24 protein-coding genes are annotated in these 24,641 nt (G+C 39.4%); 12 read left to right on the plus strand and 12 right to left on the minus strand.

The window, feature by feature from the left end; translation table 11 throughout:
* Positions 1-146 precede the first annotated feature (146 nt).
* Positions 147-533 (minus strand): VOC family protein, encoded by a 387-nt coding sequence (locus tag ACK1I8_RS03345; RefSeq protein ID WP_412467931.1) that lies wholly within the window; start codon positions 531-533, stop codon positions 147-149.
* A 30-nt stretch (positions 534-563) separates the two neighbouring features.
* Positions 564-1,328, minus strand: a complete 765-nt coding sequence (locus ACK1I8_RS03350; RefSeq protein WP_412467932.1) for a DUF6597 domain-containing transcriptional factor — start codon at positions 1,326-1,328, stop codon at positions 564-566.
* A 481-nt stretch (positions 1,329-1,809) separates the two neighbouring features.
* On the opposite strand from ACK1I8_RS03350, the gene ACK1I8_RS03355 reads away from it, so the two are divergent.
* Positions 1,810-2,520 (plus strand): YoaK family protein, encoded by a 711-nt coding sequence (locus tag ACK1I8_RS03355; protein WP_412467933.1) that lies wholly within the window; start codon positions 1,810-1,812, stop codon positions 2,518-2,520.
* A 140-nt stretch (positions 2,521-2,660) separates the two neighbouring features.
* Here ACK1I8_RS03355 and ACK1I8_RS03360 read toward each other — a convergent pair whose 3' ends face one another.
* Complete coding sequence (locus ACK1I8_RS03360) at positions 2,661-3,026, minus strand: winged helix-turn-helix transcriptional regulator (protein ID WP_412467934.1); 366 nt, start codon at positions 3,024-3,026, stop codon at positions 2,661-2,663.
* 88 nt (positions 3,027-3,114) lie between these two features.
* On the opposite strand from ACK1I8_RS03360, the gene ACK1I8_RS03365 reads away from it, so the two are divergent.
* Positions 3,115-3,936 carry an alpha/beta hydrolase gene (locus ACK1I8_RS03365; RefSeq protein WP_412467935.1) on the plus strand — a complete coding sequence of 274 codons (822 nt, stop codon included), beginning with the start codon at positions 3,115-3,117 and terminating at the stop codon, positions 3,934-3,936.
* A gap of 55 nt (positions 3,937-3,991) precedes the next feature.
* Here the strand turns inward: ACK1I8_RS03365 and ACK1I8_RS03370 are convergent, their stop codons facing one another.
* Positions 3,992-4,354, minus strand: a complete 363-nt coding sequence (locus ACK1I8_RS03370; RefSeq protein ID WP_412467936.1) for a response regulator transcription factor — start codon at positions 4,352-4,354, stop codon at positions 3,992-3,994.
* Between the two features lie 401 nt (positions 4,355-4,755).
* Between ACK1I8_RS03370 and ACK1I8_RS03375 the strand changes: the two genes are divergently transcribed.
* The 5 genes from ACK1I8_RS03375 (at position 4,756) to ACK1I8_RS03395 (ending at position 12,952) form a co-directional block, all read left to right on the plus strand.
* Positions 4,756-5,337, plus strand: coding sequence for an RNA polymerase sigma-70 factor (locus tag ACK1I8_RS03375; protein WP_412467937.1), 582 nt, complete (start codon positions 4,756-4,758; stop codon positions 5,335-5,337).
* A gap of 55 nt (positions 5,338-5,392) precedes the next feature.
* Positions 5,393-6,565, plus strand: a complete 1,173-nt coding sequence (locus ACK1I8_RS03380) for a FecR family protein (RefSeq protein ID WP_412467938.1) — start codon at positions 5,393-5,395, stop codon at positions 6,563-6,565.
* A gap of 263 nt (positions 6,566-6,828) precedes the next feature.
* The gene (locus ACK1I8_RS03385) at positions 6,829-10,338 is read left to right on the plus strand and encodes a SusC/RagA family TonB-linked outer membrane protein (RefSeq protein ID WP_412467939.1); all 3,510 of its coding nucleotides are present in this window, start codon (positions 6,829-6,831) and stop codon (positions 10,336-10,338) included.
* Positions 10,339-10,388: 50 nt separating this feature from the next.
* On the plus strand, positions 10,389-11,804 hold the full coding sequence (locus ACK1I8_RS03390) for a RagB/SusD family nutrient uptake outer membrane protein (RefSeq protein ID WP_412467940.1): 1,416 nt from the start codon (positions 10,389-10,391) through the stop codon (positions 11,802-11,804).
* A gap of 29 nt (positions 11,805-11,833) precedes the next feature.
* Entirely contained in the window at positions 11,834-12,952 is a 1,119-nt protein-coding gene (locus tag ACK1I8_RS03395) for a redoxin domain-containing protein (RefSeq protein WP_412467941.1), read from the plus strand.
* Positions 12,953-13,332: 380 nt separating this feature from the next.
* Here the strand turns inward: ACK1I8_RS03395 and ACK1I8_RS03400 are convergent, their stop codons facing one another.
* The 3 genes from ACK1I8_RS03400 to ACK1I8_RS03410 form a co-directional block, all read right to left on the minus strand.
* Complete coding sequence (locus ACK1I8_RS03400) at positions 13,333-13,938, minus strand: hypothetical protein (RefSeq protein WP_412467942.1); 606 nt, start codon at positions 13,936-13,938, stop codon at positions 13,333-13,335.
* A 126-nt stretch (positions 13,939-14,064) separates the two neighbouring features.
* On the minus strand, positions 14,065-14,802 hold the full coding sequence (locus ACK1I8_RS03405) for a hypothetical protein (protein WP_412467943.1): 738 nt from the start codon (positions 14,800-14,802) through the stop codon (positions 14,065-14,067).
* A gap of 22 nt (positions 14,803-14,824) precedes the next feature.
* Positions 14,825-15,238: a hypothetical protein gene (locus ACK1I8_RS03410; protein ID WP_412467944.1), complete on the minus strand. Its 414-nt coding sequence runs from the start codon at positions 15,236-15,238 to the stop codon at positions 14,825-14,827.
* Between the two features lie 367 nt (positions 15,239-15,605).
* Here ACK1I8_RS03410 and ACK1I8_RS03415 point away from each other — a divergent pair, with 367 nt between their 5' ends.
* The 3 genes from ACK1I8_RS03415 (at position 15,606) to ACK1I8_RS03425 (ending at position 18,056) form a co-directional block, all read left to right on the plus strand.
* Positions 15,606-16,148, plus strand: coding sequence for a Crp/Fnr family transcriptional regulator (locus tag ACK1I8_RS03415; protein ID WP_412467945.1), 543 nt, complete (start codon positions 15,606-15,608; stop codon positions 16,146-16,148).
* A gap of 74 nt (positions 16,149-16,222) precedes the next feature.
* Positions 16,223-17,149 carry an NmrA family NAD(P)-binding protein gene (locus ACK1I8_RS03420; protein WP_412467946.1) on the plus strand — a complete coding sequence of 309 codons (927 nt, stop codon included), beginning with the start codon at positions 16,223-16,225 and terminating at the stop codon, positions 17,147-17,149.
* Entirely contained in the window at positions 17,133-18,056 is a 924-nt protein-coding gene (locus ACK1I8_RS03425; protein ID WP_412467947.1) for an alpha/beta fold hydrolase, read from the plus strand. The genes ACK1I8_RS03420 and ACK1I8_RS03425 overlap by 17 nt, the downstream gene beginning before the upstream one ends.
* A gap of 104 nt (positions 18,057-18,160) precedes the next feature.
* Here ACK1I8_RS03425 and ACK1I8_RS03430 read toward each other — a convergent pair whose 3' ends face one another.
* Together ACK1I8_RS03430 and ACK1I8_RS03435 are read right to left on the minus strand one after the other, a co-directional pair.
* A complete protein-coding gene (locus tag ACK1I8_RS03430; protein WP_412467948.1) occupies positions 18,161-18,478 on the minus strand; it encodes a nuclear transport factor 2 family protein in 318 nt (105 codons plus the stop codon).
* A 17-nt stretch (positions 18,479-18,495) separates the two neighbouring features.
* Positions 18,496-19,293, minus strand: coding sequence for an SDR family oxidoreductase (locus ACK1I8_RS03435; RefSeq protein WP_412467949.1), 798 nt, complete (start codon positions 19,291-19,293; stop codon positions 18,496-18,498).
* A gap of 124 nt (positions 19,294-19,417) precedes the next feature.
* On the opposite strand from ACK1I8_RS03435, the gene ACK1I8_RS03440 reads away from it, so the two are divergent.
* The gene (locus tag ACK1I8_RS03440; RefSeq protein ID WP_412467950.1) at positions 19,418-19,819 is read left to right on the plus strand and encodes a winged helix-turn-helix transcriptional regulator; all 402 of its coding nucleotides are present in this window, start codon (positions 19,418-19,420) and stop codon (positions 19,817-19,819) included.
* 47 nt (positions 19,820-19,866) lie between these two features.
* Here the strand turns inward: ACK1I8_RS03440 and ACK1I8_RS03445 are convergent, their stop codons facing one another.
* Together ACK1I8_RS03445 and ACK1I8_RS03450 are read right to left on the minus strand one after the other, a co-directional pair.
* On the minus strand, positions 19,867-20,574 hold the full coding sequence (locus ACK1I8_RS03445) for a response regulator transcription factor (RefSeq protein ID WP_412467951.1): 708 nt from the start codon (positions 20,572-20,574) through the stop codon (positions 19,867-19,869).
* Between the two features lie 14 nt (positions 20,575-20,588).
* Positions 20,589-22,022: a sensor histidine kinase gene (locus tag ACK1I8_RS03450; protein WP_412467952.1), complete on the minus strand. Its 1,434-nt coding sequence runs from the start codon at positions 22,020-22,022 to the stop codon at positions 20,589-20,591.
* Positions 22,023-22,261: 239 nt separating this feature from the next.
* On the opposite strand from ACK1I8_RS03450, the gene ACK1I8_RS03455 reads away from it, so the two are divergent.
* A complete protein-coding gene (locus ACK1I8_RS03455; RefSeq protein ID WP_412467953.1) occupies positions 22,262-23,668 on the plus strand; it encodes an alpha-L-fucosidase in 1,407 nt (468 codons plus the stop codon).
* A 64-nt stretch (positions 23,669-23,732) separates the two neighbouring features.
* Here ACK1I8_RS03455 and ACK1I8_RS03460 read toward each other — a convergent pair whose 3' ends face one another.
* On the minus strand, positions 23,733-24,242 hold the full coding sequence (locus ACK1I8_RS03460; RefSeq protein WP_412467954.1) for an RNA polymerase sigma factor: 510 nt from the start codon (positions 24,240-24,242) through the stop codon (positions 23,733-23,735).
* Positions 24,243-24,641: the final 399 nt, after the last annotated feature.

Here is a 24,641-nt window from a genome sequence, read left to right on the forward strand (position 1 = left end):
TAACTCCTTCTTTTCGAATAGCGCATCAGGGCTTTTTCCAACGTCTGATAATTATAATATGCAGCGCTTAAAGGCACAATTTATATATTATAGTATATGGTAAACGCCTGTCGACAATAAAATAAGCCCGCTGGACGGTTTGTAAATCAGTCTACGTTTTCTTTGAATGGATTCAAACTGATCTCGATCATGAGATTTTCAAAATAAAAATAGAACCCAAACGTATTTCTGATCTTTTTAGGTTCTGCTTCTAATCGCAGACCCTCTTTCTCCTTTAGTTTGCTGTAAATATCCCAAACAGCTTCCTGATCCTCCTGATAAAATCCGATATGGAAATTTTCCGGGTATTCTGGTATGTCACTTTTCTTATTCAGTACCTGCCCCCAAATAACCAGGACAAAATAATGGCTGTTTTCCAGTACTGCCATTTTACTGTTGCGGTTCGTTATTAAATTAAATCCTAAATAATCTGCAAATAAGCTCACTGCTTTATCTACGTCTTTCACCACCAAATTGATATGATTTAAACTCATCGTATTTCTTGTTTGATTCACCAAACAAAATTAATCTTCAGGCATCATGCTCAATTGGATAAATCGGTCGTTTTTGTTTTTGTTTAAAATTGTAGGCTTTACGCCAGAGAATTTCTTTACCTCCCGGATAAAATGAGACTGATCTCCATAATTCAGTTCGGGATAAAAATCGCCGTTTTTCAGCTGTTTCAATGAATTTGAAAAACGGATGATGTTGAGATATGATTTTAATGATACGCCGAACCAATTGTTGAAATATCGGTTTATCTGCCTGCTGCTCCACCCTACTTGTTCTGACAGTTCTTTTACCGTAGTCGTTCCTTTCGCTAGATAAATCAACTCAAACAATTTCTTTTTTCGTCTATCGATTTCCTTTTTCAGTTGTACAGCAATAATTTCGCAGGCTTTTCTGTAAAATTGATCAAAATCTGAAAGATCATCTTCACAAAATCCCCAATAACCGGCGGCAAGTTTCTTCCTCGCGTTTTTTAAATCCGCAAAAGACTGTTTAAAGATGTATTCCGCTGCTATCGGGTGAAAACTGATGACAAACATCGTTGATTTAGGAAATGGCGGTTTGATGATCGGACCGGTAAATATACCAGATATAAACATCTCAAAACTGCCGTTTTCCACGGCCAACAGGGCTACATCTATTTTTCCATCCGGAACAATGATGCTTTCTGCTGCCTCATCCTTATGATACTTCATCATCCAGATGCTTTCCACGAAATTAGTAAGTGGATAAGGAGGTTGGAGAGAAAAATATGCTAATTGATTTCTTGCCGCGTTCATTGGTTAAATATTATATCATTTAATTATGAGATTAGATAAGGTAATCTAATCTACCAGATCATTTGCACACCCATTGCTAAACAATATTGATTTAAATTGTATCCGATAAATTAATATCTCATGAAAATCTAAAAGAAACAGTTATCGTCTAGCCAGTTGTATTAACCCCTTGTTAACAGTGACAACTATAACGTCTCATGTTCTAAATTACAGATCGGTCCTTAGAAAAGGAAATGATGATTTTTAATCCACATGATGAGTTCCTTCTAAGTTTGAGAAACTTTAATAGAACCAACAGTATTGAAAAAGATAGTTCCATGAGGATGATGCTGGAACAGGATGATTTAGCTACCATGCGTTGATGAGGCGCAATACCTTTTTGAAAATGAAATAGCGTATACAGTTAGGTTTGAATTCGTAAATTTGTAGAAAAAATCCAATGTTCAGACATAAGGGGAAAGGGCGGACATATGCCCATAACTTGAAACTAGCCTCCATATTATCTATTGTGGCGGGGATCGTGAATATCTCGGGAGTTTTGTCGGTACATACTTTAACAACTAACCTGACAGGACATTTTGCCTTCTTCTCCGAACAGCTGTTCCTTAAGAATTATAGTGCAGCTTTCACCTTTCTTTGTTACATTCTGTTTTTTTTATCAGGAGCTTTTGTCTCAGGTGTCATTATAGAATATGGGTCAAAATACAAATCTCACCAATCTTATATTATTCCCATATCTCTGGAAATCGCGATCATTTTGTCTGTAAGTATCGGGTCAATCATATTTCCTGCTTCGGGTAATTCACACCACACTATAATAGCCTCCGCTTTGTTATTTGCAATGGGACTTCAAAACGCACTCGTAACAAAGGTATCGCAGTCGGTCGTGAGGACAACACACCTAACGGGACTTTTCACAGATCTCGGGATAGCACTTTCTCAATTATTATTTTATAAAGAAATTGCTGTACGTAAAGCACTTCACAAAAGCATTTTTCTAAAAACAATGATCATAGGTGGATTCTTTTTAGGCGGAATGGTCGGTGGGTTCGGATATCAGCATTTTCAGTTGAAGATCCTCTTACTGCCTGTGCTCTTACTACTTGGCACCCTGTGGTACGATGGTCTGTTATTCAGGTACTATCATCTGAAAAGAAAATATGGTGATCTGTCTTCCAATTGGAAAAAATAATATTAATTTATCTTAGCATTCATAAAGTATCTACAGAATCTTAAAAAAAGAGTTGAAATTTTGTTGTATTTTCCTAAATGCTTTGATTCTCCTTTGGCATTGACTGGCCGCGGTTGAACTTCGATGGCAGCGTAATAAAATTAAATTGTTATTTTTTTGCCTTCGGCATAGCTTTTTCCCCAATCACATAAGGTTTTGAGGATGGGTACTAAATCTTTCCCTTTACTGGTTAAAATATATTCAATTCCAATAGGGACCGTAGCCGGGATTTCATTTTTGATGATAATAGCATGCTTTTCAAGTTCTTTGAGTTGTCTGCCCAATACCTGTTCGGAAATATTGGGTAATTCTTTTTTAAGCAGATGGAAGCGGTTATTCCCCTGGGAAATTGAGTACACAATTTGTGATTTCCAGCGTCCGCTAATCATTGCGATAGCTGAATTTAATTCACAGACCTGAAACAAAAATTGCTCATTAACAGCATTGGTTGAATTTTCTTTACGCATAATGATCTCTTTAAGTCACTCACAATTTTGTTCGTTATTGTCCACGAAAAAATGCTTGTGGAAATTTGTTGTAACAAAAATACAGAATATGATTAAGGCAATAGTTATTATGATTGGGCTATTTACAACAGCTGCTGTACAGGCACAGGAAAAGTGGATTTTGAAATCAAAGTATCTGGCAAAATCCGATACCGTATTGGTTTTCAAACCTACAGCATACAAGCAAGCTAAACAATATCCCTTAGTTTATCTGTTGCATGGATACAGTGAAAATTACCGGCAATGGTCAAAAACTACTGATCTGCAAAAACTGGCTGACCGGTATGGTTTTATCATTGTTACGCCAGATGGATTTGTGTCATGGTATGTTAACAGTCCTTTTGATAAGAAATTAAGGTATGAAGACTTCTTTTTTGACGAACTGTTGCCGAAAGTTCATCATTCGTTCAACATAGATGAAAAAAATATTTTTATCAGTGGACTTAGTATGGGCGGTTACGGTGCTCTGAGGTATTTTATCACACACCATAATTATTTTAATACGGCAGGAAGTACAAGCGGTGCTTTAGCATTAGATTTTGATAAGCTTAAAACAGCCAGCTTACAGTTTTTCGGTAATAGGAGGCTGACAGACGACCTCGAACGACTGCTCGGAAACCACCTGAACCATAATTGGAATCGCTATAGCATCTCTGAACTGATAAAGAATTATCCGGTAAAGAAAACGTTTTTACTGGATTGCGGAACGGAAGATATTTTATTTTCCGCTACTTTAGAACTGAAATCATTGGCCGATCATCTGAAAATCCCTATAACATTTATCTCACAACCCGGAAACCATGATACGGATTATTGGAGGAAATCTATTGAATACCACTTTGTGTTTTTTCAGCAAAATCTGAAAAAATAGAATTGATGTGATTGTTTAATTTACTCTTCTTCCGACAGTATAAAAGTATAGGCTTCTAAGCCATCATTTCAGAAGCGCGCGCCACCAGATCATCAACATCGAAAGGTTTATTCATGAAGCCATCTGCTCCACATTCCCTTGCTAAAATATCTCCATTCGACTCTGCCGACATCAATAGAACAGGTGTTTTATTATCCGGGTATTGCAATTTGAAAATCCGGCATAACTCATTGCCGTTATATCTGGATCCTACGAGCCTGATATCCATTATAATCAAATGAAAATTTTGTTTATCGATAAGTTCGGGATCAGGTGCAACGGTGAGTACCGTAGTATGATAACCTACCATTTCAAAGATAACCTGAAATAATTCACTAATATCCTCGTCATCCTCAATTATGAGTATATATTTTTCCATCGTTATCGATTTTAAGTGATGCCAATACGGTCACAGCGATCGAAGTCGAAGGCGGATAATAGTATCTTGGGGTATAAACGCGGATCAGGTAGGAATGTTTCAGAAAAGTTTTGAAATTCGATTTCATTTTTCAAAAGCAGTCTGTTTACTTTAATTTTCAGCGAGTTATTTTCAAACGTCGCGCTCATCAAGCAGAAACCGCTTCATTCCAGGCTAAATGCTGCTTGAATTCAATTACCAATCTCGTATTTCCTGATTTATTTCTGTAGTATCAAATATCACCACGATAAAAGATGGTTACAAGCAATGGCAGCCATAAATAATAGACAGTTTTTGATGGAACATTCATTTCGTAAATTCGTTGCTTTTAGCTAACTATGTTGATCATTAAATTTTAATTAATGGAAGGAGAGGAGAGTGTAACACTTAATATCGACAAATTTGAAATGATGTTTCGCAAAAATCATCAATTTCTATGTGCTGTTGCTATGGAATACGTTCATGATCAGTTTACAGCAGAAGATATGGTGCAAGACTTTTTCTTAGACTTCTGGCAGAGGCGTCATACCATTAAACTGACCACAGGTTTTGAAGCCTATGCGCGCCGGGCTGTAAAATATAAATGCATTGATTTTCTGCGTAAAAGTGCAGTGACTGAAAAAAGAAATTCGATGCTTAACGCGCTGGAAGAAGAGCAAGAAGACGTTGATGAGACGGAATTTAACGAAATCAGACATCATCGTTACCTGAAAATTGTAGAATTGATTCAAAAACTTCCGGAAAACAGGCAAAATATTTTTATCATGCATGCGGTAGACAAAATGAGCTACGCAGAAATTGCTAAAAAGCAAAGTATTTCTGTTAATACGGTCAAAACACAGTTAAGTAGAGCATATTCTGCGCTTCGCAATCATTTAATCCTCTTTTGCGCTGCTTTTATTCATTTTCAGGGTGTTTTTAAGTTTATTTTAGAAAAAAAATAGAAATTTTCCGATTTGCTGTCACCCATTATCGATACATCTACGACAGTGTTTCAATATGGATAAAAATTTCAGCAATTTTACTCCCGACTGGAACAAGATTTTAGACCAACTGGAAGCAGACGAACAGTTGTCAAATTCCCTGAGTGACGATGAACAGCTATTGTTAGCGGAACTTCGTGCCATCAGGGATGAATCTGCAGATGCATTGAAAGCCTTCTCTTTTTCTAATACCAATAAAAAATGGGCTGAATTAAAAACGCAGATCGGGCCGATAGCAATTGTAAAGCCTAAGGTTAGGCGGCGTAAACTTTGGTTCAGCATCGCAGCTGCTGCAGTTTTATTCATTATAGCCATCAGCTTGATTTATAACAGGTATCAGCGGCAACCACAAAATCTCGTCAATATTATCGTGAACGATATTCCTCCTGGCAAAAGTGCTGCTACCCTCACCTTGGATAATGGCAAAAAGATAGCCTTGTCTGCTGCCAGCAACGGTCAGCTGGCCAGCGAAGCAGGAATCATCATTAGTAAAACTGCCGATGGACAACTCATTTATACCGCAACAGAGAGTAATGAGACTGAAGGGATACACCTGCACACTTTATCGACTGCCAGGGGTGAAACTTACCGCCTCCGTTTGCCAGATCAAAGTGAAGTATGGCTGAATGCATCCTCTTCAATCAAATTCCCAGCATCATTTGCATCGGCAAAATTTCGTAAAGTGGAACTTACTGGTGAAGCCTATTTTCAAATTGCAAAAGATAAAGCACATCCTTTTATTGTAAAAAGCAACCTTCAGGAGGTACAGGTATTGGGTACACATTTTAATGTTAACAGCTATCCTGATCACCGCAAAGCAGTAACTACACTTGTTGAAGGAAGCGTGCGGGTATCAAATCAGGAACAACAGACAAAAATCATTAAGCCAGGAGAGCAATCGACAGTACAGGAAGGGCAGGGTATCGCCATTTCGCCCGCAGACATAAAAAATGTAATGGCCTGGAGAAATGGTTATTTCCGTTTCAGAAACGAACCGATTGAAGAGGTGATGGCAAAAATCAGCCGTTGGTACGATATTGATGTGGTGTACGCCGGTAAGGTATCGGGTGAGCTGTTTAATGGTAACATTTCGCTCCATAAAAATATAAGCGAAGTGCTGAATATGCTCAGCTATTCGAACGATGTTAAATTCAAAGTTGAAGGAAGGAGGGTAACCGTTATACAATAGAGATCTACAAAATCTAATCTATCGGAAATTCAGGTTCGTTCCCGGGACCACAACGGGCTATGACGCAGAATAAATTTAAATACCAGTCCGACGCCAATCGAACTGGTAATAAAAGTCCGGTAATTAACCAAACAGTTAACTAACCGCTAAAAGCCGCGAACTCGAAATACAAGGCTTAAAGCAATAACCAAACTTATCAAATGTACCAAATTTGCACCAAACCAGTGCGCTTTCTTAGCGTGCAACACAAACTATGGAGAGTTATGAAGCTAACCACTTTACTCATACTTACTATTATCATGCAGGTAAGTGCGGGCACCTACGCACAAAAAATTACCTTATCGGCCAAAAATGCAGGGCTATTTATCATTTTTGACCAAATCAGCGACCAAACCGGTTACGATTTTGTTATTACAAACTCTGTATTAAACAGTTCCAAAAAAGTTACAATAGACGTTAAAAATGCCGAACTGAAAGACGTTCTTGATCAGATATTTAAAAATCAATCGCTGGAGTTTACGATTGCCAACAAATCTGTACTCGTAAAAAAGAAGGAGCCTGCATTATTGGAAAAAATTATTAAACAATTTCAGGCGATTGATATTACCGGTAGAGTACTCAACGAAAAGAATATGCCTCTTCCTGGCGCTACCGTAAGCGTAAAAGGGTTGAAAAAACAGGTAGTAACCAACAATGACGGTGAGTTTAAACTGGAGAATGTAGATGAAGATGCTATACTTGTAATTGCCTTTTTAGGTTATCAGACCAGAGAAATCAAGGCTTCGCAAAATCTCGGCAATATTATACTAGCCATCCAAACCAGTCAGTTGGATGAAGTGACCGTTTCAACAGGTTACCAAACGCTGTCGAGGGAACGCGTTACCGGATCCTTTTCGAAAGTGTCGTCCAAACAACTGGATCAACAGCGATTAAGCAGTTTGCCGTCGCTGCTTGAAGGCCGCATACCGGGATACAATAATGGTTTGATCAGGGGTACCACTTCCATGAACGGTTTGGTTCAGCCATTATACGTAATTGACGGTTTTCCTGTAGAAAACGTAAGCTTAAATGCAAACAGCAGAAATGTAACGGATGGCATACCAGGACTGAATCTTGAAGATATTGAGAGTGTTACGGTATTAAAAGATGCAGCTGCAGCTTCTATTTATGGCGCAAAGGCAGCTAACGGTGTAATTGTTATTGTAACCAAGAAAGCAAAAACTGGCAAGCCACAAATTTCTGCTTCCAGTACATTTACGATATCGCCATACCGGTTTTACACTGATAACCTAACGAATTCATCAGATATTGTAGCGCTTGAAAAAGAATGGGCTGCTAATAACCCGAACTTACGCGGCGCAAATGCATCTGGATATGCAGCCAACCTGCTACAGAATATGGCCTATCCAAGCCAGGGTATTAATGCTATTCTGAAAAATGCTGCAGGCATGCTTTCGCAGGCAGATCTTAACGCTAAATTAGCACAGTTGTCAGCTGGTGGATACCAATACTACGATGATGTGGAACAGTACAGCAAGCGTAATCCCTTTTATCAGCAGTATAACCTGAGTGTAGGGAACGCGACTGAAAAAAATGCTTTATATTCTTCCGTAACCTACCGTAACAATAAAACGCAGGATAAATTTGCTGGCGATCAGTCTGTTGGCGTTAACATTAACAATACCACTCAGATCACCAAGTGGCTGAACATGGAACTAAGTACATTCCTATCGTATGCTCAAGGAAATACCCAACCGTATAACACCTTATCTCCAGGCTATGCCTATTTACCTTACGACCGTTTAGTAAATGCCGATGGAAGCAACTTTACCTCTACGGCGGCATCACGTTTATCTGCCAATACCATGACGCAGATCAACAATAACCGTCTGTATAATATGGATATTAATCCACTGAATGAGCAGGGGATGAACCTTGGTAGTACAAAGAGTTTCACCAATAGGTCGTTCATCAAGTTTGGGGTAAAAATTGCCAACTGGTTATCCTATAATCCGAGTTTTCAATATGAATATTCAAACAGGAGATTGGAACAGTTAAATGATAAATATTCTTATTATGTACGAAGCAGGGTAAACAGTTTTGCCTCTGTTAATCCGGTGGCCGGTGGAACTGCCATCTTCAATCTTCCTTACGGAAATATTTATTACAAAGAAAATCAATTCAGCAATTTATACAATTTCAGGCAGCAGTTCAATGTCAATAAAACCTTTGGAGAGAAACACAATTTAACGGCAATTTTAGGTTCTGAAATTAGAGACAGAAAAATAGAATACGGAAATCAGACACTTTATAACTACAATCCAAACACGTTAACCTACAGCCTGCTGAACCAGCCATTGTTGGGTAGTTATCCGGGAAACATTCTTGGTAGTGGAAGTTTTACAGCAGCAGATGCAGCAGTAATGAGGGTTAACGTATTACGTTTTGTTTCTTTCTATAGCAATGCGGGCTACACTTATGATGAAAAATATCTGCTTACCGGTAGTATTCGCTGGGATAGGTCGAACCTATGGGGTACGAGTTCAAAATATCAGCATTCCCCAATCTGGTCGGTGGGTGCGGGCTGGAATATCAACAAAGAATCTTTCTTTAATTTGGAATGGGTAGACCGACTGAAACTGCGCGGTTCGCATGGTATAGGCGGTAACGTTTACACCAATACTGCGCCATTTACCACATTCAATTTTAATCCCAATTACAATGTGGGTGGCCTGCAGGCCACAGTAGGTACCAGACCAAACCCGCTGTTGTCTTGGGAAAAAACCACCACGACCAACGCAGGCCTGGACTTCGCAGTGTTGAACAATCGTTTATCGGGTTCAATAGATTATTATCGTAAAAGAGGTACCGACTTGCTTGCCAATACGCAGGGCGTACCTACAGAAGGGTTTGGTTATTCTACCTATGTCATCAATAACGGAAAGATGTTGAACAATGGGATTGAATTGGCGCTATCGGCGGATATTTTACGCGCTAAAGATCTGAACTGGAATTTAGGTATGCAGTATGCTTACAACCAGAATAAAGTTACCTATGTAAATATCGAGGCGCCTTTTTATATTCTTCAGCTTGATTACCCGCAATCCTTCCCGCGTATCGGAAATCCATACAATGCCATTTACAGTTATCAATGGGCTGGTTTAAGTGATAAAGGATTGCCACAGGTTTACAATGAAAAAGGAGAGAAGGTATTGGCTTCGCCAACTAACCTGCAATCTATTGTGTACAGCGGAACGACAGTTCCAAAATACAGCGGATCATTTAACAGTACGCTGGATTACAAGAACTTCACTCTGTCCTTCCTGCTAACTTTCGAGGGCGGACATAAAATGAGGAATACATTTTTACCTACGCTTGGATCGGCCTATAATAGTGCCCTTAATGGCTATGTAACACAAATTAGCACCGTAAATAAAGATATTGTAAACCGGTGGAGAAATCCTGGTGATGAGCTCACAACCAATGTGCCTAAAGTGGTTTTTGCAGAAGATCCTGCGTATAACAGCCAAAGTGCCAGTATGTACGGCTATGCTGATATCAATGTGATTGATGCGAGCAATATGCGTTTGAGAAATATTTCACTTGCATACAAAGTACCGCAACTGGTGGCTAAAAAAGCAGGGATGAATAATATACGTTTCCAGTTTAATGTAGAGAACGCATTTACACTGGCCAGATCTCAAACTGCAAAATACCTGCTTAATGGATACAGCATGCCGAATTATGTATTGGGGGCTTATCTGACTTTCTAGAAACCGTTTATACTGCATTAGCAGTAAAAGAAGATTTAAAGACATAAGTGATGAAAAAAATACTTTCAAATACCATAAAATTGGCGGCTCTTGCTTTGGTACTTAGCTTTAGCAGCTGCAATAAATTTATTGATATACTTCCTGTAGGAAACGGTCAGATTCCTACCGCACTGTCAGACTATGAAGCCCTGCTACGCGATGAGTATGGCAACCATCGGACAGACATAACCCAGGCGGTGCTTCTGCTTAATGATAAGTTCGAAACAAGTGCCAACCTGAATTACTATCCCTTGTACAAGGCAAATTATAACTGGAATGAATCGGCGGATAGGATTGCATTGAACAATGCTGATGAAGGCACTTATTATAATATGTATACGGGAATAAATACCAGCAACCTGATTATTGAAAAAGCAGCCGGTACTACCGGTGGCACAGATGTACAAAAAGCTGAACTGATTGCGCAGGCTAAAGTACTGAGGGCATTTGATTATGATATCCTGGCTAATTATTACGCAGATACTTATGAAGAGGCAAACGCTGCCGCTAAATTATCGGTGCCGCTGATTCTTAGTGCTGATATTGGTGCTGCTTATAGCCAGGTCACAATTAAAGAACTCTATGATTTCATGCTAAAGGACATCAATGAGGCCATTCCGGCTTTGGGCGCCACTAGTGCAACAGTGCTACATCCTAACCTTGGCTCTGCAAATGCGCTGAAAGCCAGGATACTTTTGCAAATGGGAAGATATGCAGACGCGCTGGCTGCGGCAAATGAAGCACTGAAGTACAATGATAAACTGTTCGACTGGACAGCATTTTATAACACTTACAAAACTCAGATAGAGGCTGTTAATGTATATACCAATGCCCCTTCGCCAATGGGTTTCAATTACATAGAAAATTATTATTTCCGTCATGGAGCTTCGAGCAATGCTGGCCGGGAACAGTCAATTCGTGTTGACCGTGCGGCCCGTTTTGAACAGGGAGATGCAAGATTTGCTTCACGCTGGAAACTCCGGACCGTTGGGGCAGATACTTATTATACCAGCATTACCACCGGTTACTTCAATGTGGGTGGTTTAACCACAACGGAAGTTTATCTGATCAAAGCAGAATGTCAGGCACGTTTGAACGATGTTCCTGGTGCAATGTCTACCTTAAATGCGGTGAGGGTAAAAAGAATTTTTGCTGCAAACTACGCGCCGCTAAGCGCAGCTAACACCATTGAAGCAGTAAAGCTTATTCAGCGGACCAAAGCAAACGAGCTTATTTTGGGTATTACACCTTTTGCTGATGCACGTCGCCTGAATAAAGATGCCAATTACGCTGTCACATTAAGTAAAACGGAAAATAGACAAGCCTTAACGCTTGCACCAAACTCTCGTATGTGGACAATGCCATTTCCACAGGGTGCTTCAAAAAATCCGGGTAATGGAACCATCAAGCAGAATGTAGAAAAGTAGATTAATGACCAAATTAAAAGCGATAAAGCATGAACATTTTATTTAAGAGCCTATTAACCCTTGTACCTGCAACGCTAATGTGTTGTGGAGGCCCGTTATTTGCACAGAACGGGAAATATGTAATCACCGGTAAGTTGCCTGCCGTTAACGAAAAGGTATATCTTGGTCACGACGCTGGAGACAAATATGTAGTTACAGATTCGGCCAAAGTTATTAATGGCAGTTTTATGTTTAAAGGAGCCGTTAAACAACCGGGCTTTTACAAATTGGAAAGCAAACACCTTAAAAACCCAATCGTTTTTATATTAGAAAATGCGGCCATCAATGTGTCTAAACCCGACAGTGTATCGCCGGTGCTGATTACTGGTTCTCCGGCGTATGATGTATACATGAACTTTTATAATGGCCCATGGAAAACAATCACAGCTAAAGCGGGAAATATTTACGGGAGGCTTGATCAGGTGGAGAAAGCTGGCAAAATGGATACAGCTACCCGTGCAGGTTTCGATAAGGAATTTAAAGCCCTGGATACTTTGAATATTGGAATTGTAAAACAATACATTTCCAAAAATCCTAGCTCAGCTGGGTCGGCAGCAATTATTTACGACCGCTTTATAAGTTATCCCAATTTTCAGGTAGCAGAACAGTTGTATGGGATGCTTACGAAAGAAGCACGGCAATCAGATATTGGCGAACAAATTAGCACCGCCATAAAAACTAATGCAAAAACCGCTAAAGGGAAGGTTGCTCCGGCAATTGCGATGCCTGATAAGGATGGTAAAATCGTAAAGCTGTCAGATTTTAGAGGAAAATACGTACTGGTTGATTTCTGGGCGAGCTGGTGTGGTCCCTGCAGGAGAGAAAATCCAAACGTAGTTGCCGCTTACAAAAAATACCATGATAAAGGCTTTGAAATTCTGGGTGTATCGCTAGACTCCAAAAAGGACGCCTGGTTGAAAGCCATTGCAGCTGATGGCCTCACCTGGACGCATGTTTCAGATTTACAGGCCTGGTCTAATGCCGCGGTTAAGGATTATGGCGTAAAAGCTGTACCGGCAAGCTTTCTGCTTGATCCCGAAGGTAAGGTAGTAGGCAAAGATTTGAGAGGAGAGGAACTGAATAAAACCCTGGCAGGCATTTTCAAATAATTTCTCTTTGAGAACAATTCACGAATAGCTGCGGCCCAGGGCTCGCAGCTATTTTTGTTTAATAATCGATTTTTTATCACGCCTTGCAAAAAAGGGTTTGCAGGCTACTAAAACACAAAGTTTTTTCATTGCGATAGTTCGAAATAAGGTCTGGTACATCATTTATTGGGTAATCATTACATCAGCATCGATATGATGATAGGAAGTGTATCATGATACCTAGGCATATCTTTTTCAAGCTTATAGTTGCTTTCTTAAATTATTTTTATCCCTTAAATTGCGAATTTCATGATTTCCGAATCAATAAATTTATATTTTTTTTGTACCATACACTTGCAAGGTGTAGCCCATTTTCTGTCTAATCATTAGCGCTGCTTGGCTTAATGCTTTTCTCTTCTTTTTATTGCTAAATTTTTATGCCGCTCTATCAACGCACTAAATTTTTCTGATATTGAATTATATTGTTCCTCATCAAAATCTTCTAAATAAATTTTTTTGATTTGCATCTTCGCTTTTATGGTCGGGATTTTGATTAGCTCTCCTTTTTTATTATTTGCTAAATGATCAAAATAATGCCAGTTGCCGACATAGTCGCCAGTGAGTAGATTTATACTTGCTTCACCACTGCCGTCGTGAGTGGCGTTGCCGAAAGCGTACTCACTCACGCCGATTAACCTCATTCGTTTCTCATTTCTCTCGTACCTAAACTGGCAAGCGTAACCCGAACGCATCCAGTTTGTAGTAATTTCGAAACCACTTTTTTTAGGTTCGATGAGGGTATTATCTCCAGCAGCCATTTCTAATTTTTTACTTTTTATTTTTTTAAAGTTTTGCATGGATAGTCTACATACAATGGTATAATCACGTTTATCCAGGTAAACAGTATCCATCTTTCCATCGAGATCAATGTCTTTTACCAATTTTTTCTGTGCATAAGTCGATAATTTTAAAATAAATATGCCTGCAATAATAATTAGTTGTTTCATAGGTGTTTGCTAAACTTGCAATTCTCGTTCATTTATTGTCATGATAGAAGTATACTCTTGATATTTTAATCATCTGCAACAGGAAAAAATGTTTTATATATATGATGATTTTTCCTGCCAGATAATTTAATTCCCAACTTTATTAAAAGCGTTGGTTAAGATTTTGCCTGGGTTGCTATCTTTAAAAAGTACAGTTGTTATTTCGTAACTTTTTGTTGTCGTGGTGTTTGGCATATCCTCTTTCATAGTATTTATGTCCGTTTGGGTGTAAGTGCCTTTCAACAAATCGATTTTCTGTTCTGTTTGTCCTCCCGCACCCATGCTATAAGCACTAATCTGCATTAAAATTAAACCTTTGTTGAGGTATTGATAGGTGCTTTTTATGCTTCCGGCAGGGCCGGTAGCCTGCATGGAAATAACCAGCCTTCCACTGTCAATATCAACTTTTTCATAATCGTAGATCGGATAACCGTTTTCTCTGTATTTGGGCTCTACTGCCGAAAATGATTGATCGTGGAGTTTGTATTTTTCGCCTTGTTTAAAGAGCACTAAAGTAGGGCGAACGGCGGTGGTATCTCTCGTGTTAATAAGCACAATAACTGCGTCTTTTAGGCCATCGTTGTTCAGGTCGCCTGTTGCTTCCAAATCCATTTTGTAGTTGGCCGGAACAAAATCTTGTGTGGTATTGCCGGTGCCGGGAAAAATAGGGGCGACAATTGAGGAATCAGCATGTTGAAAAACTTCCGTTTGATTTTTTACAGTATCTGTAAATATGGTTTCTGCTTGCTGTTTTTTGTTTTGGCAAGCGATAATGGTTATTGAAAGATTAAAAAGGAGTACAAATTTTTGAAGCGATTTCATCATCGTATTTAGATTTAATAACTTATTAGAGATGATTTTTAATTTTCAGTAATGTTTTAATAAAATCAGCATTAAAAACTCTGCTATAATATAGTTCCAGATCCTGCTCATAAAATAAATCGGGATTTTTGAATTTATTTTTTCTTACCTTTATTTCTGCTTCGTTTAAATTGCATAAGTTCAAGATAGAGCCGCCATCGTCAGTAACTGGGAGATCAAAATACGTTTTCAGTTTTTTGATATCTTTTAAATAAACGGCTTCTCTAAAATTCTTAAAGTCATCTGACCAATTCCTTACTTCGAGGTTATTTTTTGATTGAGGTACCATAACGGTATCCTTGACTGCGGTTTTAGAATCTAGTTTGTTTCCGGCTTTTTTAGGAGCGTTGCTGCAGGCTGATAATAAAATCAATGCGAGAATTAGATGTACAGTTTTCATTGTAGCGTTTTGAATTTTATTTGTATAGGTTAACGCTAAAAACCTATAATGGTTTTGATATCAAGACGCTGTGGTAGGAAATTCTATTTTTAGCTGTATTGGATTTACTACGTAGCTTAAAAATTTCTGCCCAATGATGGGCTTAAAGTGAAGTCACTTGGCTTTCAGGAAAGTTTGCCGATTGTGAGGTACTTGTGATAAGCGGTAATGGAGCCGGCCAAATAAGGGTGCCGCTTGCCCGATCTTTCGCTTTAACTCATCTGTATTCCGGGATTCTATATACTTTGATTCAAGGTAGGGAGGAGCCAACGATTCGAAAAAATTAGATATATTTAAGGACAAATTAGATATGCAGGGGCTTAAAAATTTGATACGTTCCAGCGTTTGGCTGGAGGAAGAGGATCTTCATAAGATTTTAGGGTATTTTACCGTAAAAACACTGCAAAAGAGACAATTGTTGTTGAAACGTGGCCAGATCGCTTCACACTATTATTTTTTAAACAAAGGGGCACTTCGGTTTTTCTATAATGATGAACAGGAGCTTACGGCCTGGATTGTACAGCCGGGAGAGTTTTTCGCTGAAATTTCCAGTCTGAATCCGGGATTGCCTTCCCGGTTCAATATAGAGGCGGTTGCAGATACTGAACTATACTACATTCATAAAAACGATATGGATTTGCTTTATAAACAAATTCCCGCCTGGCAGGAGTTTGGGCGAAAACTCTGGGAAGGTATGGCCGTGCGCATGATCAGCGAGATCATCAGCTTCCAGACCATGACTGTAGAGGAACGTTACCTGGCATTTCTTCAAAAGCCTGGTTTCATGCAATTTATCTCTGTTAAGCAACTCGCTTCTTACCTCGGTATAACTCCGAATGCGCTAAGTCGCATTCGTAAAAATCTTCGTTAATGGCATTATCTACCAAATGGTAGTTCGATTGACTTTCTACGGGCATAGCTTTGTGAAATCAATAAAAAAGAACAATGGACAATATTATTTTAGTTGCAGGCGCTACTGGCGACCTGGGAGGCAGATTGTGCAGACATTTACTCAAAAATGGCGCTAGTGTACGCGTCGTCGTGAGAGCAGAAAGTAATCAGGACAAAGTAAATGAACTGCGTGAATCAGGGGTAGAGATTGTAGCGGTCAGCTTTGAAGATGAAGCTGGGTTAGTATCGGCGTGCAAAGGCGTTTCTTGCGTGGTATCGGTACTTGCTGGCTTGCGGGAGGTGATTGTAACGGCACAAAGCCAGTTGCTTCAGGCTGCTGTACAAGCGGGCGTTCCACGCTTTATTCCATCCGATTTTTGTACAGACTTTACCCAGCTACAGGCAGGCGAAAATAGAAATTTCGACCTGCGTAAAGCGTTTCAGTCCGTGCTTGAGGCCAGTAATATCAAAGCTACTTCTGTATTTAACGGTGCCTTTGCCTATGTTTTGCAGTATGATATCCCACTTCTTGATACAAAAGCAAAGACCATTACCTACTATTCCGGTAAAGCTGATTGGCAGATCGACTTTACCACTATAGAAGATACGGCCGCTTTCACTGCATGTGCCGCAATGGATGATACCGCGCCACGATTTCTCCGCATAGCAGGCTTCCGTTTTAGCCCGAGCGAACTGGCAGCGCTCACCGTACGCGTTTTTGGTGAACATTTCAAATTAAAAGAACAAGGTACCCTTGAACAATTTTTGGCTTATATTCAAAAGTTACGGACAGAAAACCCCGATGGCGAAAAGCAACTTTACCCGCAATGGCAGCAGATGCAATATCTCTATAGCATGTTTGCAGCTCATCACCATGCTCTTGACAATGACCGGTACCCTGGTTTAAGCTGGCAAACAGCAGAAATAACACTTCACGCAATAAACAACAATAGAATAGCACAAAATGAAACAGCTATATAGTAATGCGCAGCTTTTAAAACATTGGCTGGGTTTTACCAGCCATATAGTAGAAGTGAACGGAACGCAACTGCACTTTGTAGACAGCGGTGGCAAAGGCCCGGTATTGATCTGCCTACCCGGCTGGCCACAAACCTGGTATTCATATCGTTCGGTTGCGCTTCCATTGGCTGATTCCTTCAGGGTTATCGTAATCGATATTCGTGGCATGGGCAGTTCGGCAACACCAGCGTCAGGCTATGACAAAAAAACAATGGCTACTGATGTGTACAAGCTGATGGGCCTATTGAGCATTGGTAAAGCATCTGTGTTAGGCCATGATATAGGCGGTATGGTCGCATCCAGTCTGGCGCATAATTATCCGGATGTGATTGAACGCCTGATCCTGGCAGATGGCCTGCATCCTAATGAAGGAATGATGCAAATGAAACTGATTCCACCTCAGGAAACTTTTGGCGGGAAAATAGATCAACAGCAACCTTATATGTGGTGGATGAGTTTCAATCAAGTTAAAGAACTGCCTGAAAAATTGCTGGAGGGACGTTACCGTTACCTGCTCGACTGGCTTTTCGATTACGTGATGGTGGACAGTTCGAAGATGCCTGATTTTGAAAGGAATGTATATGCGTACGTTTACAACCAATCCGAACGGATACGGGCCTCCAATGGCTGGTACCAGGCATTTCCCCAGGATATAGCCGATGCCCAACATTATTCGAAGCTCCGGATGCCTGTTCTGGGTATAGCCAGCAATGTGGCTTCTGGTTTTTACCAATATGCTTTACCAACCATAGCGGAGAATTATCAACTGGTGAATCTGGAAAATACCGGTCATTTTATGTTTGAAGAAAATCCATCAGGTGTTTATGAAGCAATCTTAATGTATTTAAACACTGGCAAAACAGAATAATGGCTGAATCGATTCAGTAGCAAGTTCTTTCCTGATTACGCTATGAGATTTGTCTAAAAAAAATCACCCTTTTGCTATACAAGGGGTGATTTTTGCTCATTTTATTAATCTGTTACTTTCAGCGATTGAATAAATCCATTAGATAATTTAAAATGATATTTCAAAATGATCGGACTACCCGGAAAGTTTCCTGATGTTTTCGCGGATAGGATGTTTTCATCTTCGTCATAAGCTACTGGCTCCATAGTGGCACGATATTCTTTGTTGGCTTTATCAATCCAACTTTCGATTTCTGCTTTTCCCTTATGCGTTTTGCCTTCATCAAATACTTCTGCATTCTTTGCAAAACAATTGGCATACGCAACACTGTCGAAATTGTTTTGCGCTTTTACTAATTCGGAGATCATGTGTGGTAAATTCATCGTATTATATTTTATGATTATGAAATGGTTGGCACTGTACCGCCGTCTATTACAAATTCAGTTCCTGTTAAATAGCTGGCTCTTGGCGAAACAAGAAAGCCAACCAATTCAGCTACTTCTTCCGGTTCGGCAGGTCTTCCGAAAGGTATTCCACCCAAGGCATCCATTACACTTTTTTGCGCTTCTGCTATGGTGCTATTTGCGTTTCTGGCAATTTCACCCAGCCAGGCTGCCGATGCTGTTGTGTTGATCCAACCTGGAGAAACCGTTAGCACCCGAACACCCTTAGGGGTAACTTCGTTCGATAAACTTTTACTGTAATTTCTCAATGCGGCCTTTGCTGCGGCGTAAGGTAAAGTAGAATCGTACAAAGGCAATTTACCCTGAATGGATGCGATGTGAATAATAACACCGCTTTTTCTATCTACCATTTGTGGCAAAAATCCCCTGTCAAGTCTAACCGGAGCAAGCAAATTAGCTTGCAGGGTCGATTCCCAGTCGTCATCTCCTAACACAGAGAATCCACCGGCCGGCGTTGATGAACCACCAAGGTTGTTCACCAGAATATCCAGCTTGCCATAAGTCGACAGCACTTCGCTAACTACTTTTTGTACTCCATTTGCAGTACTCAAATCAGAAGCAATAAAATGCATGTTACGGTTTTCTTTTTCAGGTGCATTTCTTGCGCTGATTATAATGGTTGCGCCGGCTTGCAGCAACCTTTCTGCGATTGCTTTTCCGGCTCCTTTTGTTCCACCGGTTACCAAGGCAATTTTACCTTGAAGTTCATTGTTGTAATTAAATTGATTTTCCATTTGTCGAATTCTTTGATACAAAATTGAGAAGTATCACGCTATCAGGCAATAACGGAAAACCGAATTGCATAGGGACAAATTTTTCCCCTATTGTATGATTAGGTACATTGGATTAAATTTGTATATGCACGAAAGAAAAATACCTTTAAATTTAAACTGTGGCCTCGACCTGATCGGTGAAGTACTTTACGGCAAATGGAAAATCCGTTTGTTATGGTTTATTCATCAGGGGCATCTGCGGCCAAGTGAATTACAGCGTAAAATTCCAGATGCTTCAAGACGTGTTTTAAACATCCAGTTGAAAGAACTGGAAGATCACGAACTGGTGAAGAAGAAAATCTATGCTCAGGTTCCGCCAAAAGTTGAATATTCCCTTACAGATTTTGGTAAAACCTTAGTGCCGGTAATATCCGCATTAGGTTTTTGGGGCGATGAAAATGAAAGCAGGCTGCGAAGGGTAATTTTAAAAAGAATGGAAACCTCACAAGATCTTGCTAGTTATACAAAAGAGGTGTCCATACTATAGATTTTTTTAGGTAATTTCTACTCCCGCCAAATAGTTATATTTCCGGCTTATTTATCTACCTTCAAAATGTAGCCCAGGCCATATACGTTTTCTATACTAACCTGATTGGACGCCCTGAAAAGCCTGCGAAGTCTTGAAATGAATACTTCAAGACTCTTTCCATTGAAATAGTCATCGTTTCCCCATAACGCTAGCAGCAGATCCTTTTTTTTGACTACCTGATTAATATGGCCTGCCAGATGATCCAATACTTCTGCTTCTCTTACCGTGAGGGAAATTTCTTTACCATCGGGCATCGAAACAAACAACTGATCCTTTTGATACCTGATATCGCCCAGATTAATGTAGCCAGCTTTTGCCATAGCGGGGGCTTTTGGATCAGGTGAAAATTTGTTGATGATATTTACGATTCTCAGTACCAGTTCCTCAATTTCAAACGGTTTGGATATGTAATCTATGGCGCCGATCTTAAGCCCACGGAGCCGGTCTTGTTTTTCGTTGTGTGCGGTAAGAAAAAAGAACGGTTGGTTAGGGTTTATTTTCACCAGCTCAGCAGCCAGATCAAAACCATTCAGGTCGGGTAATTGCACATCAACAATCACCAGCTTATTGTTAACTGGGTTTGCAGCATAATAATCTAGTGCTGCTGTAGCAGTTTTGAACCATTGTACACTAAAACCCCGTAACTTTAAGTATGATGAGATGACGTTGCCCAGGTCTGTTTCATCCTCAATTATTATAATATCGTTAAGCATAGGGTTGCAATTTATTAATCATTTATAACAATCTTAATCTGCGCTGCAGGTATATGCACCAGAAATTCGGTTCCTTGTTCAGGCGTTGTTTTTACACTGATTTCCCAACCATGAATATCAAGACATTGTTTAACATAATATAGGCCAAGGCCCAGGCCTGAAACTGTACCATCTTTACCTCCACGAAAGAATTTATCAAATATTTTTTCTTTCATATCGTCTTCCATTCCCTTTCCGTTGTCCTTGATATGCAGGGCATAACCATCCTTATTTTTAGTGATAAATAGCATGGTCATTTTAACATTGTTATCGTTATGTTTAAAAGAATTGTCGAGTATATTCTGCAGCATGGTGGTAAATACAAAAGGATCCATCATCACCAATATTTCCGAATCGTACGGATCAAAAGTCAGGCTGTTTGGTTCATGTATTTTTATTTTATAATCGTTTACCAGGGTAAGTACAGCATAGTTAAGATCTGTTTCTTCTAAATTGATATTATTGTTCATTTCCGATACCTCCAACATTTGGTTAATGTGTGAATGAAGCCTTTTAGCCTGTCTCTCAATAATATTTACCAGTGTATTTACACGATTCCGGTTGTTGAGTACCTCATTTTCATGCAAGCTTTTGCCTGCCACTAAAATGGTGGTGATGGGCGTGTTAAATTCGTGCTTGATACTGTTCAGGAAGTCGGATTTGATATCTGTTTCTTTCTTTTGGCGCATCCAGCTCATGTAGGTGTAATAGTTAATGCCTACGATGATCAAAATACACAGTGCTACCAATAAAAATGTAGGCAGCATCTGATAAGCCACTTTGAGCATACGGCCCGGGGAATCAACAAAAAGGTTGAAGGTTACCCTGTAATCGTAAACCAGTTTATCACTAACAGAGAGATGAGTAATTCTGTTCTGTAGGGTTGGATGAGTCAATGTACCATCGATGATTATACCGAACGGCGTTTTTTGGTTTGCTTTAAAATCCGTAGGGGTATGTCTGTCAAGTAGGGAAATGTCACCGATTTTAGTATCAAAGTTAATGTCTATCTGCTGAAAAGTAAGCAGGTATTCTAAGTTGCTGTCTAGTCCATTTTTTTTTACTATCGATCGGAAAACACTGTCCATAGTGCTTTTCTTTTGAAGTTCCTTCAATAAGTTAATGCTAACGCTTTGTGAAAGTTTGATGAATTCGTGCCTGTTGCTGAGATAAGCTTTTTTGAGTGCGGGCATATTTATGGTGAGGATCGAATCGATAATCTTTCCACCACCTTTGTAAACTTTATCTTCAGATATACTGCGGCCATATTCATCGTTAATCAGTGTTTTTTCTTTTAAACTATAATCCCTGTCTCTAAGTACGTAAGAGTTATAAGTTAACCTGAATTGCACGAGAAGTAATATCAGAAAACTGAGCAATACAACTGATTTATATATCCGATTTTTCATTTTATACTTTAAAAATAGACATATTATTCCATAACTAGTATGCCGTTAAGCTTTTGTTAGGTTTCTGTTACGTTTTCGTTTGGCAAATTGTTGCGATGTTGGACGTAGCTTTGAATAATGAAGATAGACGACACTTATCAATCAGATTTTTATTGATCAGTCTAACTCTCAGCAACAATAGCAGATAAATCTATTGTTCAGAAGATTTACCTTTTACTTAACCCCCCCCCAAAAAAAAAATGGCCATTAGAAGGATTTTATTATTACTTATTGTCTCAGCTGCAACATCCCTTTATCCGGTTCGGGCGCAGCAGAAAGCTGCCAACAAACCCTTATCCGAATTGCAACAGGATTTTGTTGACCTTGGACTGGGTATGTTTATTCATTACGGCATGCCCACTTTTATGGATCAGGACTGGTCGGATCCGGATGCAGATCTTTCCCTGTTTCAATCGCCGAAACTTAATGCCGATCAATGGGCGAAAGCGGCAAAATCGGCCAATATGACCTATGGTTGTTTAACCACCAAACACCATAGTGGTTTTCCGATCTGGAATACCAAAACAACAGCGTACAACGTAATGAATACGCCGTTAAAGCGTGATGTGGTAAAAGAGTATGCAGATGCTTTTCGCAGAAATGGCTTAAAGGTAATGCTTTATTATTCTATACTGGATACCCACCATGGGATCCGTCCAAATCAGATTACACCGGATAATGTGAAAATGATTAAAGATCAGCTTACCGAACTGCTTACAAACTATGGCGAAATCACCGCCCTGATCATTGATGGATGGGATGCTCCATGGTCGAGGATTTCTTATGATCAGGTGCCTTTTGAAGATATTTATTACCTCATTAAATCTTTACAGCCAAATTGCCTGGTAATGGATCTGAATGCGGCTAAATATCCTACACAAGCACTTTTTTATACTGATATTAAATCTTACGAACAAGGGGCAGGTCAGTTTATTTCAAAAGAAAACAATAAACTTCCGGCGCTTGCCTGTCTTCCGCTACAAGCCAACTGGTTCTGGAAAACATCATTCCCTACTACAGCAGTAAAAAATGTACCTGAACTGGTTAACAAATTTATTATTCCATACAACGGTGCATATTGTAACTTTATCCTCAATGTAGCACCCGGTAAAAATGGTTTGATAGATGACAATGCCCTGTCGGCTCTTAAGGAAATGGGACAGCTTTATAAAAAACCTGTAGGTCTCCCACGTATCCCAAAACATGCTGCTCCGATTATTTCCAGTAACATTGCCAAAAACGTAAAAAGCAATAGTAGCTGGAGTGACGATATGAACATTATGGATTTTGCCAACGATGATAATTTTGGCTCAAGCTGGTCATCCAACCATACCGTAAAATCGCCATGGTATGAGTTGAATTTCGAAAAGGCAGTGGCTTGTAACATGGTTGTACTAACCGCAGGCAATAACCATAAGGCAACTTATCATTTACAATATTATGCAAATGGCACGTGGAATGCATTGCCGGTAAGCAATGAAGGAGAAAAAAAAGTGAACATTTTCAGGTTCGAACGGATCTGGTGTGAAAAAATAAAAGTTACCATAACAGATTTTGATAGTCCGCCGGTTATTGCTGAACTAGGTGTATTTAACGAAAGGAAATAAAATAACTTAGCCAGATCATAGTTGATCCGGCTAAGTTATTAAAGCTAATCAATCTAATTTGGCACTAAGCCGTCCGATACTGCCTCAAATACGTTTTCAAAATCTGCCTCGCCTGGTGGATATGTGTTTTTACTGTTCCTAAGGGAATACCGCGCTCCTGGGCAATTTCCTCATATTTATAGCCCTCAAAGTACCGCTGAAATGGGATCCGGTATTGTTCAGGTAAACTCCGTAATGCTTTTTGGATGTCATCCATCACAAATTTTCCTTCAGAAGAAATTTTGGTTGAACTTTTAAGCAGGTTAGGACTTGATAAATCTTCATCTCTACTGATCACTGAATGTCTCTTCTGAGCTTTACGATAGTCGTTGATAAAGGTATTTCGCATAATTACATAAAGCCAGCCACGTAAATTGGTGCCTTTATCAAACTTTGCGCAAAATCGAATTCCTTTAATCAGCGTATCCTGCACAAGGTCTTTTGCATCATCTTCGTCATGGGTAAACCGCATTGCATGGGTGAGGAGGGCAATAGCGTGCCCATCAGCAGCCCTGCTGAATTCATTTTGATTCATAGTTTTTCAATTAGGTAGATAGGTTACTAAACAACAGGCTAAATTCAATTAAGTTTTGATTAATCTTGCAGGAGGAGATCAGGCACTTATTGGCCAACATGTGTTAGAGCTCGAAGTATCAGGTTTATGTATTGAAAGACAGCTAAATAAAACCTTTTTTATCTATTGAAATGATATAAAATGATCATCAAATAAACTTTAATGTTGTTAACGGCCATATGATTGTTACATTTAAAGATAAATTTGAAGAAATCAGCTTGCTTATACAGGTAACACGATCTGTATAATGATGGTTATAGTATAGCTGCTTCCTTAATGAAAGCTGTTTCCAAAGAAAAACATTTAAGCTAAATGATTGTATAAAATATCTTCAATAAATTTGACTAGTGTTTCCGATGG

Origin of the sequence: Pedobacter sp. KLB.chiD, assembly GCF_047040275.1 — a bacterium.
In the GTDB taxonomy this organism is placed as follows: Bacteria; Bacteroidota; Bacteroidia; order Sphingobacteriales; family Sphingobacteriaceae; genus Pedobacter.

What these genes read in the sequence shown, in the direction of transcription:
- ACK1I8_RS03385 (WP_412467939.1), top strand. Translation starts at nt 6,829, where the DNA reads ATGAAGCTAACCACTTTACTCATACTTACTATTATCATGCAGGTAAGT.
- ACK1I8_RS03400 (WP_412467942.1), bottom strand. Translation starts at nt 13,938, where the DNA reads ATGAAACAACTAATTATTATTGCAGGCATATTTATTTTAAAATTATCG.
- ACK1I8_RS03375 (WP_412467937.1), top strand. Translation starts at nt 4,756, where the DNA reads ATGGAAGGAGAGGAGAGTGTAACACTTAATATCGACAAATTTGAAATG.
- ACK1I8_RS03435 (WP_412467949.1), bottom strand. Translation starts at nt 19,293, where the DNA reads ATGGAAAATCAATTTAATTACAACAATGAACTTCAAGGTAAAATTGCC.
- ACK1I8_RS03380 (WP_412467938.1), top strand. Translation starts at nt 5,393, where the DNA reads ATGGATAAAAATTTCAGCAATTTTACTCCCGACTGGAACAAGATTTTA.
- ACK1I8_RS03410 (WP_412467944.1), bottom strand. Translation starts at nt 15,238, where the DNA reads ATGAAAACTGTACATCTAATTCTCGCATTGATTTTATTATCAGCCTGC.
- ACK1I8_RS03405 (WP_412467943.1), bottom strand. Translation starts at nt 14,802, where the DNA reads ATGATGAAATCGCTTCAAAAATTTGTACTCCTTTTTAATCTTTCAATA.
- ACK1I8_RS03390 (WP_412467940.1), top strand. Translation starts at nt 10,389, where the DNA reads ATGAAAAAAATACTTTCAAATACCATAAAATTGGCGGCTCTTGCTTTG.
- ACK1I8_RS03460 (WP_412467954.1), bottom strand. Translation starts at nt 24,242, where the DNA reads ATGAATCAAAATGAATTCAGCAGGGCTGCTGATGGGCACGCTATTGCC.
- ACK1I8_RS03450 (WP_412467952.1), bottom strand. Translation starts at nt 22,022, where the DNA reads ATGAAAAATCGGATATATAAATCAGTTGTATTGCTCAGTTTTCTGATA.
- ACK1I8_RS03365 (WP_412467935.1), top strand. Translation starts at nt 3,115, where the DNA reads ATGATTAAGGCAATAGTTATTATGATTGGGCTATTTACAACAGCTGCT.
- ACK1I8_RS03360 (WP_412467934.1), bottom strand. Translation starts at nt 3,026, where the DNA reads ATGCGTAAAGAAAATTCAACCAATGCTGTTAATGAGCAATTTTTGTTT.
- ACK1I8_RS03345 (WP_412467931.1), bottom strand. Translation starts at nt 533, where the DNA reads ATGAGTTTAAATCATATCAATTTGGTGGTGAAAGACGTAGATAAAGCA.
- ACK1I8_RS03455 (WP_412467953.1), top strand. Translation starts at nt 22,262, where the DNA reads ATGGCCATTAGAAGGATTTTATTATTACTTATTGTCTCAGCTGCAACA.
- ACK1I8_RS03430 (WP_412467948.1), bottom strand. Translation starts at nt 18,478, where the DNA reads ATGAATTTACCACACATGATCTCCGAATTAGTAAAAGCGCAAAACAAT.
- ACK1I8_RS03425 (WP_412467947.1), top strand. Translation starts at nt 17,133, where the DNA reads ATGAAACAGCTATATAGTAATGCGCAGCTTTTAAAACATTGGCTGGGT.
- ACK1I8_RS03350 (WP_412467932.1), bottom strand. Translation starts at nt 1,328, where the DNA reads ATGAACGCGGCAAGAAATCAATTAGCATATTTTTCTCTCCAACCTCCT.
- ACK1I8_RS03445 (WP_412467951.1), bottom strand. Translation starts at nt 20,574, where the DNA reads ATGCTTAACGATATTATAATAATTGAGGATGAAACAGACCTGGGCAAC.
- ACK1I8_RS03420 (WP_412467946.1), top strand. Translation starts at nt 16,223, where the DNA reads ATGGACAATATTATTTTAGTTGCAGGCGCTACTGGCGACCTGGGAGGC.
- ACK1I8_RS03440 (WP_412467950.1), top strand. Translation starts at nt 19,418, where the DNA reads ATGCACGAAAGAAAAATACCTTTAAATTTAAACTGTGGCCTCGACCTG.
- ACK1I8_RS03370 (WP_412467936.1), bottom strand. Translation starts at nt 4,354, where the DNA reads ATGGAAAAATATATACTCATAATTGAGGATGACGAGGATATTAGTGAA.
- ACK1I8_RS03395 (WP_412467941.1), top strand. Translation starts at nt 11,834, where the DNA reads ATGAACATTTTATTTAAGAGCCTATTAACCCTTGTACCTGCAACGCTA.